We start from the raw sequence: 16,555 nt of genomic DNA, 5'->3' as shown, positions 1-16,555 counted from the left end.
CGTGTCCCCACCTGCGCGGGCCGGCAACAAACCGAGCCGGCCGCGCGTCTCCCCCGTGACGCCCGGACCGGCCGGGCCGCTGACGAAGGACGGGACATGTTCTCTCGGGCTCGCACCGCCGCTCTGACCACCACGCTCGCCACCACGCTCGCCGCCGCGATCGCCACCTCACTCGCTGCCGGATCCGCGACCGCGGGCGCTCCGACCGGGCCGCCCGAGGCGGCCCGGGCCGACGTACCCCGCACGCATCTCACGATGAGGTTCACCGGCTGCAACGGCTGCGACATCAGGCTCACCCAGGCGCTCGACGGACGCGAGCAGGTGTGGCAGTCGAAGGGACGCACCGTCCGGCACGGCACGGCCTCCTGGAGCATCCCGACCAGCCGGACCCACGGCCTCAGCGTCACCGTGCTCGCCCCGTGGGACGGTGGCGCGGGCTACGTGCCGACGGTCGCCTTCCGCTACGGCGGCGAGCGGGTCGGCGACGAGGTCACCGACGCGGTCGCCCGGACCAAGAAGCGTGCCTCCGCCTGCTGGGCCGGCACCGCGAAGGACGCGGTCACGTTGCGGATCACCGTCGTCCGCGCGCGCTCCACCAACCCGCCCGGTGACCCGATCCGCACCCCGCGGGCGTTCGCGGCCGTCACGCAGCGGTGGGAGAAGCCGATGGAGCGCGCCTGGCACGGCATCTCCGGCACCCAGGACGCGACCTACTGCGGCTAGGCGTTGTCCACCTCGACGCGGACGGAGCAGGCGTCGCGGACCGCCTGCTCCAGCACGCCCCGCCTCGGGTCCGGGACGGCGAGCCAGGGACCCGCCACGTCCACCTCCCGGAACCGCGGGTCGGCGAGCACCTCCTCGACGGCCGTGTGGTCGCCCCCGGTGACCAGCGGTCCGAGGAGCCCGGCCAGGATCCGCGCTGCGTGGTCGGCGGCCGCCTCGTAGGCCTGGCGGGCCTGGTTGTCCCGGCGCCGGGCGAACCGCTGCTGGCTCTGCCCGCCGGCCTTGGTGCGCCCCTGGACGTGCCGCTGGCCGACCTTGCTGTCGACGACGGCCGCCCCGTGCAGCCGGGCGACCGCGAACCCGCCCTTGCGCACCAGCAGCACGCCCCAGTCGTCAGGCGCCCGGACGGCGGCCGCGAAGGCGCTCGCGTCCGCGCTGCCGCCGTACCCCTCGGCGAAGGGGAGGCGGGCGGTGAAGGTGCTGCCGTCCTCGGCCAGCCCCGTGAACGCTCCGCCGTCGACCGCCAGTTCGGCACCGCCGTGGCGGTCGGTGAAGTTCTCCACCCAGCGGGCCACCCGGTCCGCGGGGACGAGGACGACTGGCATGCGGTGAGACTACGACGGCCGGATTCCGGTCGTCCGGTGCGTGCGCTCGCACGGCGGGGACGCGAAGGCGACCGTGGAGCGAAGCGGGTCGTCGAGCACCCCAACGCCGCGTGCGTGCGTGCCGGGCAGGCGGAATCAGACGTTGAAGCCGAGGGCGCGCAACTGCTCGCGACCGTCGGGGGTGATCTTGTCCGGGCCCCACGGGGGCATCCAGACCCAGTTGATCGCGACGTCGTTGACCAGGCCCTCGAGGGCGGAGTTGGTCTGGTCCTGGATCACGTCGGTCAGCGGGCAGGCCGCCGAGGTCAGCGTCATGTCGATGACGACGTTGGTGCCCTCGTCGAGGTGCACGCCGTAGACCAGGCCGAGGTCGACGACGTTGATGCCGAGCTCGGGGTCGACGACGTCCTTCATCGCCTCGGTGACGTCGTCGACGGACACCGTCGAGACGCCCCCGCCGGTGGCCTCGGGCACCTCGGGCAGGTCGCTGTGGTCAGCCATGGCTTCCTCCATCAGTTCGAGCCCTCCAGGGAGCGCGCGGTGGCGTCCTTCCAGGCCATCCAGGACAGCAGTGCGCACTTCACGCGCGCGGGGAACTTGGCGACACCGGCGAACGCGATGCCGTCCTCCAGGACGTCCTCGTCCGGCTCCACGGTGCCCTTTCCCTGCATCAGGGTCAGGAACGTCTCGTGGATCGACATCGCCTCGTCGACCGGCTTGCCGATGACGAGGTCGGTCAGGACCGACGCGGACGCCTGCGAGATCGAGCAGCCCACGGCGTCGTACGAGACGTCCTCGACGCGGGGCACGCCGTCGGCGCCGGCCGCGACGTGGACGCGCAGCGTCACCTCGTCGCCGCAGGTCGGGTTGACGTGATGCACCTCCGCCTCGAAGGGGTCACGCAGCCCTCGGTGGTGGGGGTTCTTGTAGTGGTCCAGGATGATCTCCTGGTACAGGTTGTCGAGCTCTTGGGTCATCGCCTCAACCCAACTTGAAGTAGGAGCGGGTGTATTCCAGGCCCTCGACGAGCGCGTCGATCTCGGCGGGCGTCGTGTAGAGGTACGACGACATCCGGGTCGAGCTCTGCACGCCGAACCGCGCGTGCGCCGGCTTGGCGCAGTGGTGGCCGGCACGGACCGCGACGCCGCGGGAGTCGAGCACCTGCGCGACGTCGTGCGGGTGCACGCCCTCGATCTCGAACGACACCGCTCCCCCACGCTCGGCGGCGTCGAGCGGGCCGAGGACGGTGAGGCCGGGGATGGTGGCCAGACCCTCCAGGGCGTACGCCGTGATGGTCTGCTCGTGCCGGTGGATCGCCTCCATGCCGACCGCCGAGAGGTAGTCGACCGCCGCGCCGAGACCGACCGCCTCGACGATCGGCGGGGTGCCGGCCTCGAACTTGTGCGGGATCGGGGCGTACGTCGACCGCTCCATGCGCACCGTCTCGATCATCTCGCCGCCCCCGAGGAACGGCGGCAGCTGGTCGAGCACCGCGCGCCGGCCCCAGAGCACGCCGATGCCCGTGGGTCCGACCGTCTTGTGGCCGGTGAAGGCCAGCAGGTCGGCCCCCGAGGCGACGACGTCGACCGGGAGCTGGGGTGTGGCCTGCGAGGCGTCGAGGACGACGATCGCGCCGACCTCGTGCGCCCGACGGGCGATCTCGGCGACCGGGTTGACGGTGCCGAGCATGTTGGAGACCCAGGTCAGCGAGACCACCTTGGTCCGCTCGTTGATCAGCGAGTCGATGTCGCCGAGGTCGAGACGGCCGTCGTCGGTGAGCCCGAACCACCGCAGGGTGGCGCCCTTGCGCTCGGTCAGGAGCTGCCACGGCACGATGTTGGAGTGGTGCTCCATCTCGGTGATGACGACCTCGTCACCGGGACCGATCTCGAGGTCGCCGCGGGCCCAGGCGAGGGTGTTCGCCACCAGGTTGAGCGCCTCGGAGGCGTTCTTGGTGAAGATCACCTCGTCGCGGCTCGGCGCATGGATGAACCCGGCGACCTTGTCGCGCGCGGCCTCGAACGCCTCGGAGGACTCCGCGCCGAGCTGGTGCATCGCCCGGGCGACGTTCGCGTTGTGGCGCTCGAGGTGGTCGACCATCGTGTCGATGACGACCTGCGGCTTCTGCGAGGTGTTCGCGCTGTCGAGGTAGACCAGCGGCAGCCCGCCCGCGAGGGTCCGCTCGAGGATCGGGAAGTCCGCGCGGATCACCTCCAGCTCGGGGAGGAGTCCGGGCAGCTGCGTCGTGGTCATGTCAGACCCCGGCGCCGAGGTACTTCTCGTACCCCTCGGCCTCGAGCTGCTCGGCGAGCTCGGAGCCACCGGACTCCGCGACCTTGCCGTCGACGAAGACGTGAACGTGGTCGGGCTTGATGTAGCGCAGGATCCGCGTGTAGTGCGTGATCAGCAGGACGCCCTTGCCCTCGCGCGTCCGGAAGCGGTTGACGCCCTCCGAGACCACCTTGAGCGCGTCGATGTCGAGGCCGGAGTCGGTCTCGTCGAGGATCGCGACCTTCGGGTCCAGGAGCTCGAGCTGGGCGATCTCGTGGCGCTTCTTCTCGCCGCCGGAGAAGCCCTCGTTGACCGAGCGGGTGCCGAACGTCGGGTCGAGGTTGAGCTGCTCGAGAGCGGCGTTGACGTCCTTGACCCAGGTGCGCAGCTTCGGCGCCTCGCCGTCGATGGCGGTCTTGGCGGTCCGCAGGAAGTTCGAGACCGACACGCCGGGCACCTCGACGGGGTACTGCATCGCGAGGAACAGGCCCGCGCGGGCGCGCTCGTCGACCGACATCGCCAGCACGTCCTCGCCGTCGAGCGTGACCGAGCCGCCGGTGACGGTGTACTTCGGGTGGCCGGCGACCGAGTAGGCCAGCGTGGACTTGCCGGACCCGTTGGGGCCCATGATCGCGTGGGTCTCGCCGTCGCGGATGGTCAGCGTGACGCCCTTGAGGATCTCCTTGGGACCGTCCTCGGTGTCCACGGACACCTGCAGGTCCTTGATGACGAGCTCGCTCATGAGGGGGTGACTCCGTTCAGGGTGGTGGTGGTGTCGACGTAGACGTCGGTGCCGCGGACCTCCACGGGGAAGGTCGCGACGGGTTCGGTGGCCGGCAGGCCGGTGGGCTTGCCGGTGCGGAGGTCGAAGCGGGAGCCGTGCAGCCAGCACTCGACCGTGCAGTCGGCGACCTCGCCCTCGCTGAGAGCGACTGCGGCGTGCGAGCAGAGGTCCTGGATCGCGAAGACCTCGTCGTCGTGGCGGGCCACGGCGACGTCGTAGGCGCCGATGGTGACGCCGAGGGCCTCGTCCTCGGGGACCTCGGCGAGCGCGCACGCGCGCTCGAACGTCATGACGAGGTCTCCTTCAGCACGTTCTTGGCCAGCTCGTCCTCGACGGTGGTGAGCAGCCGCTCCTCGATGGAGGGGACGCCGACCTTGCGGATCAGGTCGTTGAAGAAGCCGTGCACGACGAGGCGCTGGGCCTCCTTCTCCGACACGCCCCGCGAGCGCAGATAGAACAGCTGCTCGTCGTCGAACCGGGCGGTCGCGGACGCGTGGCCGGCGCCCTCGATCTCGCCCGTCTCGATCTCGAGGTTGGGCACCGAGTCGGCCTGGCAGCCGTCGGTGAGCACGAGGTTGCGGTTCTCCTCGTAGGTCTCGATGCCCTCGGCGACCTTGCGGATCAGCACGTTGCCGATCCAGACGGTGTGGGCGCCCTGGCCCTGCAGCGCGCCCTTGTAGACGACGTGGCTGCGGGTCTTCGGCGCGTTGTGGTCGGCGAAGAGGCGGTGCTCGAGGTGCTGGCCCTCGTCGGCGAAGTAGAGGCCGAGCAGCTCGGCCGAGCCGCCCGGGCCGGCGTACTCGACGTTGGCGTGCATCCGGACCAGGTCGCCGCCGAAGGAGATCGAGGTGTGCTGGACGCTGGCGTCGCGGCCGACGCGGATGGCGTCGCGGCCGAGGTGGACCGCGTCGTCGTCCCAGTCCTGCAGGCTGAGCACGTTGACCTTCGCGCCGTCGCCGACCAGGAAGCTCGAGATCGCCGAGTAGCGCGCCGAGCCGGTGTGCACCAGGACGATCGTCACCTCGGCGTGCGCGCCGACGCGGAACAGCAGCCGTCCCCACACCAGGTCGTCGACCGACTCGCCGGTGAGGCGCAGCACGACCGGCTCCGCCACGACCTGGTCGGCCGGGACGTCGAGCAGGACGGCGCCGTCGGCGCGGGCCACGGCCAGCGCGGCTGGGCGGTCGTTCGGCCCCAGCTCGCCCAGGTCACGCGCCTCGTCGGCGGTGATCCTCGAGAGCGTCACGCCCTCGGGGATCGTCGTGTCCCAGGTGAGCGTCGCATCGGAGGCCTCGCCGTCGAGGATCCCCCGCAGGCGCTTGAGCGGCGTGAACCGCCACACCTCCTCGCGCCCGGTCGGGACCGGGTGGTCCTCCAGGTCGTACGACGGCGCCGGGTTCAGATGGCTCTCCACCGGCCCCTGCTCCAGGGCGGCGGTGACGCTCTCACGAGCAGCATCAGTCACAGTCAAGAGTGTTTCTCTTTCTTCCTTCGGGAGGGCAGGGCCGCAACCACGTCACGGTGACCACAGACCGCGGTGGCCCAGGTGGGGGCCCGCGTGGCGGAGCGAAGCGACGACACGCGAGTCTCCGGGGGCCGGCACGGCGAGCGGAGCGAGACGGGTCAGCCCACGGCCCCCTCCATCTGCAGCTCGATGAGGCGGTTGAGCTCGAGGGCGTACTCCATCGGCAGCTCCTTGGCGATCGGCTCGACGAAGCCGCGCACGATCATCGCCATCGCCTCGTCCTGCTCCATGCCCCGGGACATCAGGTAGAAGAGCTGGTCGTCGGAGACCTTGGAGACGCTGGCCTCGTGCCCCATCGACACGTCGTCCTCGCGGATGTCGACGTAGGGGTAAGTGTCCGAGCGCGAGATCTGGTCGACGAGCAGCGCGTCGCACAGCACGTTGGACTTCGAGCCGTGCGCGCCCTCGTTGATCTGGATCAGCCCGCGGTACGACGTCCGCCCGCCGCCCCGCGCGACCGACTTCGACAGGATCGAGGACGAGGTGTGCGGCGCCGCGTGCACCATCTTGGCGCCGGCGTCCTGGTGCTGGCCCTCGCCGGCGAACGCGATCGACAGCGTCTCGCCCTTGGCGTGCTCGCCCATCAGGTAGACGGCCGGGTACTTCATCGTCACCTTGGAGCCGATGTTGCCGTCGACCCACTCCATGGTCGCGCCGGCCTCGCAGGTCGCGCGCTTGGTCACGAGGTTGTAGACGTTGTTCGACCAGTTCTGGATGGTCGTGTAGCGGCAGCGGCCGCCCTTCTTGACGATGATCTCGACGACCGCGGAGTGCAGCGAGTCCGAGCTGTAGATCGGCGCGGTGCAGCCCTCGACGTAGTGCACGTAGGCGTCCTCGTCGACGATGATCAGGGTCCGCTCGAACTGGCCCATGTTCTCGGTGTTGATCCGGAAGTAGGCCTGCAGCGGGATGTCGACGTGCACGCCCTTCGGCACGTAGATGAACGAGCCGCCGGACCAGACCGCGGTGTTGAGCGCGGCGAACTTGTTGTCGCCGACCGGGATCACGGTGCCGAAGTACTCCTGGAACAGCTCAGGCTGCTCCTTGAGCGCGGTGTCGGTGTCGAGGAACAGCACGCCCTGGGCCTCGAGGTCCTCGCGGATCGAGTGGTAGACGACCTCGGACTCGTACTGCGCCGCGACACCCGAGACCAGGCGCTGCTTCTCCGCCTCCGGGATGCCGAGCCGGTCGTAGGTGTTCTTGATCTCCTCGGGGAGGTCGTCCCAGGTCGCGGCCTGCTTCTCGCTGGAGCGCACGAAGTACTTGATGTTGTCGAAGTCGATGCCGGACAGGTCCGAGCCCCAGGAGGGCATCGGCTTGCGACCGAAGAGCTTGAGGCCCTTGAGTCGCAGGTCGAGCATCCACTGCGGCTCGCTCTTCTTGCCGGAGATGTCGCGGACGACGTCCTCGTTCAGACCGCGCTTGGCCGTGGCGCCGGCGTCGTCCTTGTCGGCCCAGCCGAACTCGTAGCGGCCGATGCCCTTGAGCTCCGGGTTGAGTTCCTCGATGGAGGTCATCAGCTGACCCGCTCCTTCTTGTCGGTGGTCGTGGGCATGTCGTGGATCGGCAGGGTGGGGATGCAGGTGGTGCAGACGCCGTCGCCGTGGGCGATGGTCGCCAGGCGCTGCACGTGGCGGCCGAGCACCTGGCTGATCGCCTCGGTCTCGGCCTCGCACAGCTGCGGGAACTCGTGGGCGACGTGGGAGACCGGGCAGTGCTGCTGGCACAGCTGCTCCCCCACCGGCAGCTCGCGGACCGCGGCGGCGTACCCCTCGTCGGTGAAGATCTTGGCCAGCACCTCAGCCGACCCGAGCTCGGGGTGCTCCGCGCGGACGTCCTCGAAGCGGTCCTGGATGAACGAGGCCCGGCGGGTCGCGAACTCCCGGACGGCGTCGTCACCCCCGGTCTCGCGCAGGAACCGGAGCGCCTGCACGGCCAGGTCGTCGTACTGCTGGTCGAACCGGTCGCGTCCGCCCTCGGTCAGGGCGAAGACCTTCGCCGGCCGGCCGCGCCCGCGGACGGCCTGGCTGCGCGGCTCGCGCGCCTCGACGGCACCCTCCTCGAGCAGCTGGTCGAGGTGGCGGCGGACGGCGGCCGGGGTGAGGTCCAGCCGCCCGGCCAGCACGGCCGCGGTCGAGGGTCCGTTGACGAGGATCGACCGGGCCACGCGCTCACGCGTCGGCTGGTCGTGCCCGGTGACGGGCCTCTCGTCCAATTCCACAACGTCAGTGTGCCGTTATTGGTCGTGGCCGTTCAAGTAAGGCATGCCTTACCCGTGGGCCGCAGGGGCCTCCCACCCGCGACATAGGGTCGTCGCGTGCCTGGATCGATCTTGGGGACCATGGTCCGACGCGTCGAGGACCCCGACCTCCTCGTCGGGAGGTCGACCTTCGTCGACAACCAGCAGGAGGACGGCCTGCTGCACGCCGTCTTCGTCCGCAGCCCGTTCGCGCACGCGCGGATCACCGCCGTCGACACGTCCGAGGCGACGGCCGCCCCCGGCGTCGTGGCCGTCCTGACCGGGGCCGACGTCGCCGACCGCGCGTTCCCGCCGTTCGCGGTCGTCGACGAGCGGATCGAGCGCTACCCGCTCGCGCGGGACAAGGTCCGGTACGTCGGTGACCCGGTCGCCCTCGTCGTCGCCGGGTCGCGGGCGGCCGCGGTCGACGCGGCCGAGCTCGTCGACGTCGACTACCACCCGCTCCCCGCGGTGACCGACATGGAGGCCGCCCTGGAGCCCGGCGCTCCGCTCCAGTTCGAGGAGCGGGGCAGCAACATCGCGGGCTCGCGCAAGGACGACGACCAGGCCGAGCCGTGGACCGGCGCCGCGCACGTGGTCCGGGTCCGGATGGAGAACCAGCGGGTCGCCACCGCCCCGATGGAGGGGCACACGATCGTCGTGCGCCCCGGCGAGGACGTGCTGACCGTGCACGTCGCGACCCAGCAGCCGCACGGCGCCCGCGACCAGATCGCCCGGTTCACCGGGCTGCCGCCGGAGCGGGTCCGGGTCGTCGCGCCCCACGTGGGCGGGGCCTTCGGCGGCAAGGCCGGCGTGACCGCCGAGCACGGCGCGGTGGTCGCGGCGGCCCGGATGCTCGGCCGACCCGTGAAGTGGACCGAGACCCGCAGCGAGACGATGCTCTCGATGCACAGCCGCGGCCAGGTGCAGTACGCCGAGATGGGGCTGGACGCCGCCGGGCACATCCTCGGGCTCCGGCTCCGCCTGGTCGGTGACAGCGGCGCGTACGCCGGGTTCGGCGGATCCTTCGTCCTCGGCGGCACCTACCTGATGAGCCAGGGCGTGTACGAGATCCCGGAGATCCGGTACGCCGCCATCGCCGCGCTCACCAACACCACGCCGATGGGCGCGTTCCGTGGCGCCGGCCGGCCGGAGGCGGCGGCGCTCGTCGAGCGGCTGATGGACGTCGCGGCCGACGAGGTCGGCCTCGAGCCCGAGGAGATCCGGCGACGCAACCTGGTGCCGACGGACGCCTTCCCCTACCGCACGCGCACCGGTGCCCGCTACGACGTCGGCGACTTCGACCTGCCGCTGCGGGAGGCGCTGCGCATCGCCGACGTCGACGCGCTCCGCGCCGAGCAGCGCCGGCGTCGCGACGCTGGCGAGACGCGACTGCTCGGCATCGGGCTGTCGACGTACGTCGAGATCACCGGGTTCGGCGGCACCGAGCTGGGGGCGGTCGAGGTGCACGAGGACGGCTCCGCGACGGTCACCGCCGGGACCTCCTCGCACGGGCAGGGACATGCGACGGCGTTCGCGATGATCGTGTCGGACCGCCTCGGGATCCCGATGGACCGGATCTCGTTCGTCCAGTCCGACACGGCGCGGGTGCGCACCGGCGGCGGCACCGGCGGGTCGCGCTCGCTGCAGCTCGGCGGCAGCGCCGTCGGGGGCGCGGCGGACGAGGTCCTGGAGCGGGCCCGCGAGGTCGCTGCCGAGCTCCTGGAGGCGGCGGCGGCCGACGTGGAGGTCGTCGACGGCGGCCTCGGTGTCCGCGGCACCGGCGCGAGCGTCACCTGGGCCGAGGTCGCCGGCCGGGTCGGCGGCCTGTCGAGCACCCACGACTTCACCAGCCGCGGCGCCACCTTCCCGTTCGGGGCGCACGTCTCGGTCGTCGAGGTCGACACCGAGACCGGGCAGGTCACCCCGCTGCGGCACGTCGCGGTCGACGACTGCGGGACGGTCCTGAGCCCGCTGCTCGTCGAGGGCCAGCAGCACGGCGGCGCGCTCCAGGGCATCTCGCAGGCCCTCTGGGAGCACATGCAGTACGACGACGACGGGACGCCGCTCACGTCGTCGTTCGTCGACTACGCGATCCCGACGGCCGCCGACGCGATCCGGCTGGAGGTGTCGACCACCGAGACCCCCACGCCGCTCAACCCGCTGGGTGCCAAGGGGATCGGCGAGTCCGCGACCGTCGGGGCCACGCCCGCCGTGCAGAACGCGGTCGTCGACGCGCTCAGCCACCTCGGCGTCCGCCACCTCGACCTGCCCTGCACGCCGGAGCGGGTCTGGCGCGCGGTCCAGCAGGCCCGCTCCGGGACCCTCCCCGACCTGTGGCGCGAGCCGCCGGCCGCCTTCGACGCCATCGCGCCGGACTCGGCCGGGTCGTCGGTCACCGAGGGCGCCGAGGTGTGACCCGGCGCACGTTCCTAGACTCGGTGCGTGACTGCTGAGACCGCTCCCGCCGTCGAGGTCGACGGCCTGGTGATGCGGTACGGCGACAAGGTCGCCGTCGACGGGCTCTCGCTCGCCGTCGAGCGGGCGACCATCACCGCGGTCCTCGGTCCGAACGGGGCCGGGAAGACCACCACGCTCGAGACCTGCGAGGGCTACCGGAAGCCCCAGCAAGGGTCGGTTCGCGTGCTCGGGCTCGACCCGGTGCACGACCGCCACGCGCTGCTCCCCCGGATCGGCGTGATGCTGCAGGGCGGCGGGGCGTGGAGCGGCGTGCGGGCGATGGAGATGCTCGAGCACGTCGCCCGTCTCCACGCGCACCCGCTCGACACCGCGATGCTCTCCGAGCGGCTGGGCCTGGGCGACTGCGGGCGGACGCCGTACCGCCGGCTGAGCGGGGGCCAGCAGCAGCGCCTCGGTCTCGCGATGGCGATCGTCGGCCGCCCCGAGATCGTGTTCGTCGACGAGCCGACGGCCGGGATGGACCCGCAGGCCCGCCGCACGACGTGGGCGCTGCTCGAGGAGCTGCGCGGCGACGGCGTCACGGTGGTGCTGACCACCCACTACATGGACGAGGCCGAGCGGCTCGCGGACCACATCCACATCATCGACCAGGGCCGGCTGATCGCCTCGGGGTCGCCGCTGGAGCTGACCCGCGGCGGCACGCACGCGACCATCCGGCTGGTGGTCACCCGGCCGTTCCCGCCCGGTGCCCCGGACTCGCTGCGCGCCGCGCTCGGCGCCGGGACCGAGGTGACCCAGCTCGACGAGGTCAGCCTGCTCGTCACCGGGCCGGCCGACGCCTCGACGCTCGCCCGGGTGTCGCGCTGGTGCGAGGCCAACGACGTGCTCCCGGAGTCCCTCACGCTGGGTCAGCGCAACCTCGAGGACGTGTTCCTCCAGCTGACCGGCCGGGGGCTCGCCGTCGGCCCGGACGAGGTGCTCCGCACCACGGCCGAGGACGCGGCCTCGTGACCGGGACCTTCACGCCGCTGCCCGGGGCCGCCCCGCTGGCGCGCCAGGTCCGGGCCCAGGCCCGGATGGAGGCGCGGCTGATGCTGCGCAACGGCGAGCAGCTCCTGCTCGCGGTGGTGATCCCGGTCATCGTGCTGATCGGCGGGGTCACCGGCTCCGAGCACCTCGGGCTCTCCCTCGACCACGACCCGGTCGACGTGTTCACCCCCGGCGTCCTCGCCCTGGCGATCATGTCGACCGCCTTCACCTCGCTGGCGATCGCGACCGGCTTCGAGCGCCGCTACGGCGTGATCAAGCGCCTCGGCGCCTCGCCGCTCCCCCGCTCCGGTCTGCTCATGGGGAAGGTCGGGGCGCTGCTGCTCGTCGAGGCGCTCCAGGTCGTCGTCATCGGCGCGGTCGCCCTGGCGCTGGGCTGGGACCCGACCCCGGACGTGCTGGGCTTCCTGCTCGCGGTGGTGACCGGCACGGCGGCGTTCGCGGCGCTCGGGCTGTTCCTCGCGGGCGTCCTCCGCGCCGAGGCCACCCTGGCCGCGGCCAACCTCGTCTACCTGCTGCTGCTCGCCGGCGGCGCGGTCGTGCTGCCGATCTCGGCGTACGGCGCGTTCGGCGACGTGGTGCGGTGGCTGCCCTCGGGGGCGCTGGGCAGCGCGATGCGCGCTGCGCTCATCGACGGCGTCACCTCGTGGCGCGACCTCCTCGTGCTCTGCGGCTGGGCCGCGGTCGGCACGACCCTCACGGCAAGGACCTTCAAGTGGGAGTGACGGCGCGCCTCAAGCGTCTCGACGACTGGCTGATCGGCTGGGCCTGGGCCTCGATCATCGCGAACTGCGTGATCGTGGTGACCGGCGGGGTGGTCCGCCTCACCGGGTCCGGCCTGGGCTGCCCGACCTGGCCGCGGTGCACCGAAGAGTCCTTCACCCCGCACGGGGCGTACGACGTGCACCAGGCGATCGAGTTCGGCAACCGGATGCTCACCTACGTGCTGGTGGCGGTCGCCGTCGGCACCTTCGTGGCCGCCTGGCAGTCCGGCCGCCGCGACCTGCGCCGCCTGGCGCTGGTGATGGCGCTCGGCATCCCGGCCCAGGCGGTGATCGGCGGGATCACGGTCCTCACCGACCTGAACCCGTGGATCGTCTCGCTCCACCTGATCTGCTCGCTGGTGATCATCGACGTCGCCGTCCTGTTCCTGCAGCGCGTCTCCCACCCGGCGCCCGAGGTCGCACCCCGCGGCGCCGTCGTCGGGCTCGCGTGGGCGACCTTCGCCGCCGCCTGGGCGGTCCTGTACGTCGGCACCGTGGTCACCGGCTCCGGGCCGCACGCCGGCGACGCGAGCTCGGACCGCAACGGCCTCTCGCCCCTGCAGATGAGCCAGCTGCACGCCGACCTGGTGTTCCTCTTCGTCGGCCTCACGCTCGGGCTGCTGTTCGCCGTGCTCGCCGGCGGGTACCCCCGCGCCACCCGGACCGCGGTCGTCTGGCTGCTCGTCGTCGAGGTCGCCCAGGGCGCCGTCGGCTTCGTGCAGTACTTCACCGAGCTGCCGGTCGTGCTGGTCGCGCTCCACATGCTCGGTGCCGCGCTCATCTCCGCGACCGTCACCTGGGCGCTGATCCAGGTCCGCGAGCCCGCGCGCTCGTCCCGGCCGTCCGAGCGGGTGCCGAGCCAGGTCGGCTGAGTCTCGCCGGGCCGCACGTTGGCGACGGCCGGCCGCCCGTCCCCCGTGGCCGGGCAGGCCGCCGTCACTCACCTAGACGAGGTCGCGGCCCGATCGGTTGCCTCGGGTGCAGACATTTTTCGTCGACGAGGGTCAGCGGCTGATCAGCGGGTCGAGCGCGACGGCCACGAACAGCAGCGACAGGTAGAGGTTCGAGGTGTGGAACAGCCGCATCGGCTGGATCACCGCGAGGCTCTCGGTGCCCCGGGCGCGGGCCCACATGCGGTAGGCCTCGAGCAGGAACACGGCGCCCAGCACGGCGGCGGCGACCGGGTAGAACAGCCCGGTGTCCGCGACCGGCCACAGGAGCAGCGAGGTGGCGACCATCAGCCAGCTGTAGATGACGACCTGCCGGCCGACGGTGCGGGCGGAGGCGACCACCGGCAGCATCGGGACGTCGACGTTCGCGTAGTCCTCGCGGTAGCGCAGCGCGAGCGCCCAGGTGTGCGGCGGCGTCCAGAAGAACACCACCAGGAACAGCACGACCGGCGTCCAGGACAGCGACCCGGTGACCGCCGTCCACCCGATCAGGGTCGGGAAGCAGCCGGCGATCCCGCCCCAGACGATGTTCTGGGTGGTGCGCCGCTTGAGCAGCATCGTGTAGCCGAAGACGTAGAACGCGTTGGCCAGCACCGCCAGCAGGGCCGAGAGCGGGTTCACCCAGACGTAGAGGATCACCGTCGAGGCGATGCCGAGCACGAACCCGAAGACCAGCGCGGACCTCGGCGACACGATGTGTCGGGGCAGTGCGCGTCGCCGGGTCCTTCGCATCTGCTCGTCGATGTCGCGGTCGTAGACGCAGTTGAAGACCGACGCCGACCCGGCCGAGAACGTGCCGCCGATCACGGTCGCCACGACCAACCCGAGGTCGGGGACACCGCGCGCGGCGTAGAACATCACCGGCACCGTCGTGAGCAGCAGCAGCTCGATGACCCGGGGCTTGGTGAGGCCGACGTACGCCGCCACGACGTCCTTGACGGTCGCCCGCTCCACCGCTGGCTGCTGAGCAGCGGAGGCCGACTGGCCGACGTACGTCACGAGGTTCCTCGGGCGGGGAATGCGGGTACCGGATCACGGCATTGGACGGGTGGGAGTCTAGCCCCCGTCATGAGTACGCTCGGGGTTGGCCGTAGCCCCCTGAAAGGAACCCTGTGACGCAGACCGCTCGACTCGACTGGACCGACCTCGACGAGAAGGCGGTGGACACGGCTCGGGTGCTCGCGATGGACGCCGTGCAGAAGGTCGGCAACGGCCACCCCGGCACCGCGATGAGCCTCGCGCCGGCGGCCTACCTCCTCTTCCAGAAGGTGATGCGGCACGACCCCGCGGACTCGCGCTGGATCGCCCGGGACCGCTTCGTGCTCTCCTGCGGCCACTCGAGCATCACCCTCTACACCCAGCTCTACCTCGGCGGCTTCGGCCTCGAGCTCGAGGACCTCAAGGCGCTGCGCACCTGGGGCTCCAAGACCCCGGGCCACCCCGAGCTCCACCACACCGCGGGTGTCGAGGTCACGACCGGCCCGCTCGGCCAGGGCGTCGCGAACGCCGTCGGCATGGCGATGTCGGCCCGGCGCGTCCACGGCCTGCTCGACCCCGACGCGGCGCCCGGCAAGAGCCTCTTCGACCACCACGTCTACGCACTCTGCTCCGACGGCGACCTCCAGGAGGGCGTCAGCGGCGAGGCCAGCTCGATCGCCGGCACCCAGCAGCTCGGCAACCTGACCGTCATCTACGACCGCAACCGGATCTCGATCGAGGGCAACACCGACATCGCGTTCACCGAGGACGTGGCGGCCCGCTACGAGGCCTACGGCTGGCACGTGCAGGTCGTCGACTGGACCAACGGCGGCAAGAAGTACGTCGAGGACGTCCCCGCCCTCTACGACGCCATCACCGCCGCGGGCAAGGTGAAGGACCGGCCGTCCCTCATCGTGCTCGACACGATCATCGCGTGGCCGGCCCCGAACGCGCAGGGCACCGAGAAGGCCCACGGCAGCGCCCTGGGCGACGAGGAGGTCGCGGCCACCAAGAAGGTCCTCGGCTGGGACCCGGACCTCACGTTCCAGGTGCCGGAGGACGTGCTCGCCCACACCCGCAGGCTCAGCGAGCGAGGTGCCGCGTGGGGCGCGGCCTGGGACGAGCAGTACGCCGCCTGGGCGGACGCCAACCCCGACAAGGCCACGCTCCTGCACCGGCTGAAGGCCCGCACCCTCCCCGAGGGGCTCGAGGAGGCGCTCCCGACCTTCGAGGCCAGCACCAAGGGTGTCGCCACCCGCGTCGCGTCGAGCGAGGTCATCAACGCCCTCGCGCCGCTGATGCCCGAGCTGTGGGGCGGCTCGGCCGACCTCGCGGGCTCCAACAACACCACGATCAAGTCGGCGCCGTCGTTCCTCCCGGCCGACCGCGGTGTCGAGGAGTGGAAGGCCGACCCCTACCAGGGTCGGGTGCTCCACTTCGGCATCCGCGAGCACGGGATGGGCGCGATCATGAACGGCATCGCCGCCGACGCCCTCACCCGGGTCTTCGGCGGGACGTTCCTCACGTTCTCCGACTACATGCGCGGCGCCGTCCGGGTCGCGGCCCTGAGCCAGCTCCCGGTGACCTACGTCTGGACGCACGACTCGATCGGCCTGGGCGAGGACGGTCCGACCCACCAGCCGATCGAGCACCTCGCCGCCCTGCGCGCGATGCCGGGCCTCGACGTCGTGCGCCCGGCGGACGCCAACGAGACGGCCGCCTGCTGGTTCACGGTCCTGGGCCACACCGACCGGCCCGCCGCCCTCGCCCTGACCCGCCAGAACGTGCCGGTCTTCCCGCGCGGCGAGGACGGGTTCGCCGAGACCAGCGAGGTGCACCGCGGCGGCTACGTCCTGCTCGACGCCGAGGGCGGCACCCCCGACGTCATCCTGATCGGCACCGGCTCGGAGGTGCAGATCGCCGTCGAGGCGCGTGCCAAGCTCGCCGAGGCGGGCGTCCAGGCCCGCGTCGTGTCGATGCCGTGCCTGGAGTGGTTCGAGGACCAGGACCAGTCCTACCGCGACACCGTGCTCCCGCCCATCGTGAAGGCGCGGGTCTCGGTCGAGGCCGGCGTCAAGCAGGGCTGGCGCGAGTACGTCGGCGACCACGGCCGGATCATCTCGATCGACCACTACGGCGCCTCGGCGGACTACGCCCGGATCTACCAGGAGTTCGGCCTCACCGCCGACGCCGTGGTCTCCGCCGCGCACGACTCGATCCTGGCGGCGGGCGTCTGATCGACGCCGGA

At 71.8% G+C, this 16,555-nt stretch carries 16 protein-coding genes; 6 read left to right on the top strand and 10 right to left on the bottom strand.

The window, feature by feature from the left end; all coding sequences use genetic code 11:
* The first annotated feature begins 96 nt into the window (after nucleotides 1–96).
* Nucleotides 97–723, top strand: coding sequence for a hypothetical protein (locus ACILQ5_RS10395; RefSeq protein WP_395657925.1), 627 nt, complete (start codon nucleotides 97–99; stop codon nucleotides 721–723).
* Here ACILQ5_RS10395 and ACILQ5_RS10390 read toward each other — a convergent pair.
* From ACILQ5_RS10390 to ACILQ5_RS10350, 9 genes are all read right to left on the bottom strand, one after another.
* A complete protein-coding gene (locus ACILQ5_RS10390) occupies nucleotides 720–1,328 on the bottom strand; it encodes an acVLRF1 family peptidyl-tRNA hydrolase (RefSeq protein ID WP_395657924.1) in 609 nt (202 codons plus the stop codon). The two genes, ACILQ5_RS10395 and ACILQ5_RS10390, sit on opposite strands and share 4 nt — an antisense overlap.
* 135 nt (nucleotides 1,329–1,463) lie before the next feature.
* Nucleotides 1,464–1,829, bottom strand: a complete 366-nt coding sequence (locus tag ACILQ5_RS10385) for a metal-sulfur cluster assembly factor (RefSeq protein WP_395657923.1) — start codon at nucleotides 1,827–1,829, stop codon at nucleotides 1,464–1,466.
* A gap of 11 nt (nucleotides 1,830–1,840) precedes the next feature.
* A complete protein-coding gene (sufU, locus tag ACILQ5_RS10380; protein ID WP_395657922.1) occupies nucleotides 1,841–2,305 on the bottom strand; it encodes a Fe-S cluster assembly sulfur transfer protein SufU in 465 nt (154 codons plus the stop codon).
* A 4-nt stretch (nucleotides 2,306–2,309) separates the two neighbouring features.
* Nucleotides 2,310–3,581 carry a cysteine desulfurase gene (locus ACILQ5_RS10375; RefSeq protein WP_395657921.1) on the bottom strand — a complete coding sequence of 424 codons (1,272 nt, stop codon included), beginning with the start codon at nucleotides 3,579–3,581 and terminating at the stop codon, nucleotides 2,310–2,312.
* Nucleotide 3,582: 1 nt separating this feature from the next.
* Nucleotides 3,583–4,341 carry a Fe-S cluster assembly ATPase SufC gene (sufC, locus tag ACILQ5_RS10370; protein ID WP_395657920.1) on the bottom strand — a complete coding sequence of 253 codons (759 nt, stop codon included), beginning with the start codon at nucleotides 4,339–4,341 and terminating at the stop codon, nucleotides 3,583–3,585.
* Nucleotides 4,338–4,673 carry a non-heme iron oxygenase ferredoxin subunit gene (locus ACILQ5_RS10365; protein ID WP_395657919.1) on the bottom strand — a complete coding sequence of 112 codons (336 nt, stop codon included), beginning with the start codon at nucleotides 4,671–4,673 and terminating at the stop codon, nucleotides 4,338–4,340. Before ACILQ5_RS10365 ends, sufC begins: the two co-directional genes overlap by 4 nt.
* Entirely contained in the window at nucleotides 4,670–5,854 is a 1,185-nt protein-coding gene (gene sufD / locus ACILQ5_RS10360) for a Fe-S cluster assembly protein SufD (protein ID WP_407077006.1), read from the bottom strand. Before sufD ends, ACILQ5_RS10365 begins: the two co-directional genes overlap by 4 nt.
* Before the next feature lie 152 nt (nucleotides 5,855–6,006).
* On the bottom strand, nucleotides 6,007–7,425 hold the full coding sequence (gene sufB / locus ACILQ5_RS10355) for a Fe-S cluster assembly protein SufB (protein ID WP_395657917.1): 1,419 nt from the start codon (nucleotides 7,423–7,425) through the stop codon (nucleotides 6,007–6,009).
* Nucleotides 7,425–8,129 (bottom strand): helix-turn-helix transcriptional regulator, encoded by a 705-nt coding sequence (locus ACILQ5_RS10350; protein WP_395657916.1) that lies wholly within the window; start codon nucleotides 8,127–8,129, stop codon nucleotides 7,425–7,427. Before ACILQ5_RS10350 ends, sufB begins: the two co-directional genes overlap by 1 nt.
* 120 nt (nucleotides 8,130–8,249) lie before the next feature.
* Between ACILQ5_RS10350 and ACILQ5_RS10345 the strand changes: the two genes are divergently transcribed.
* From ACILQ5_RS10345 to ACILQ5_RS10330, 4 genes are all read left to right on the top strand, one after another.
* Nucleotides 8,250–10,565: a xanthine dehydrogenase family protein molybdopterin-binding subunit gene (locus ACILQ5_RS10345; RefSeq protein ID WP_395657915.1), complete on the top strand. Its 2,316-nt coding sequence runs from the start codon at nucleotides 8,250–8,252 to the stop codon at nucleotides 10,563–10,565.
* Between the two features lie 72 nt (nucleotides 10,566–10,637).
* Nucleotides 10,638–11,579, top strand: a complete 942-nt coding sequence (locus tag ACILQ5_RS10340) for an ABC transporter ATP-binding protein (protein WP_395658046.1) — start codon at nucleotides 10,638–10,640, stop codon at nucleotides 11,577–11,579.
* Complete coding sequence (locus tag ACILQ5_RS10335) at nucleotides 11,576–12,340, top strand: ABC transporter permease (RefSeq protein WP_395657914.1); 765 nt, start codon at nucleotides 11,576–11,578, stop codon at nucleotides 12,338–12,340. The genes ACILQ5_RS10340 and ACILQ5_RS10335 overlap by 4 nt, the downstream gene beginning before the upstream one ends.
* Nucleotides 12,331–13,251 carry a heme A synthase gene (locus tag ACILQ5_RS10330; protein WP_395657913.1) on the top strand — a complete coding sequence of 307 codons (921 nt, stop codon included), beginning with the start codon at nucleotides 12,331–12,333 and terminating at the stop codon, nucleotides 13,249–13,251. Before ACILQ5_RS10335 ends, ACILQ5_RS10330 begins: the two co-directional genes overlap by 10 nt.
* Nucleotides 13,252–13,383: 132 nt before the next feature.
* Here ACILQ5_RS10330 and ACILQ5_RS10325 read toward each other — a convergent pair whose 3' ends face one another.
* Nucleotides 13,384–14,328 carry a heme o synthase gene (locus tag ACILQ5_RS10325; RefSeq protein ID WP_395657912.1) on the bottom strand — a complete coding sequence of 315 codons (945 nt, stop codon included), beginning with the start codon at nucleotides 14,326–14,328 and terminating at the stop codon, nucleotides 13,384–13,386.
* Between the two features lie 113 nt (nucleotides 14,329–14,441).
* Here ACILQ5_RS10325 and tkt point away from each other — a divergent pair, with 113 nt between their 5' ends.
* Nucleotides 14,442–16,544 (top strand): transketolase, encoded by a 2,103-nt coding sequence (gene tkt, locus ACILQ5_RS10320; RefSeq protein WP_395657911.1) that lies wholly within the window; start codon nucleotides 14,442–14,444, stop codon nucleotides 16,542–16,544.
* The last annotated feature ends 11 nt before the right edge of the window (nucleotides 16,545–16,555 follow it).

The organism is Nocardioides sp. (genome assembly GCF_044226305.1).
In the GTDB taxonomy this organism is placed as follows: domain Bacteria; phylum Actinomycetota; class Actinomycetes; order Propionibacteriales; family Nocardioidaceae; genus Nocardioides.
This window is presented reverse-complemented; position numbering and strand designations above follow the sequence as displayed.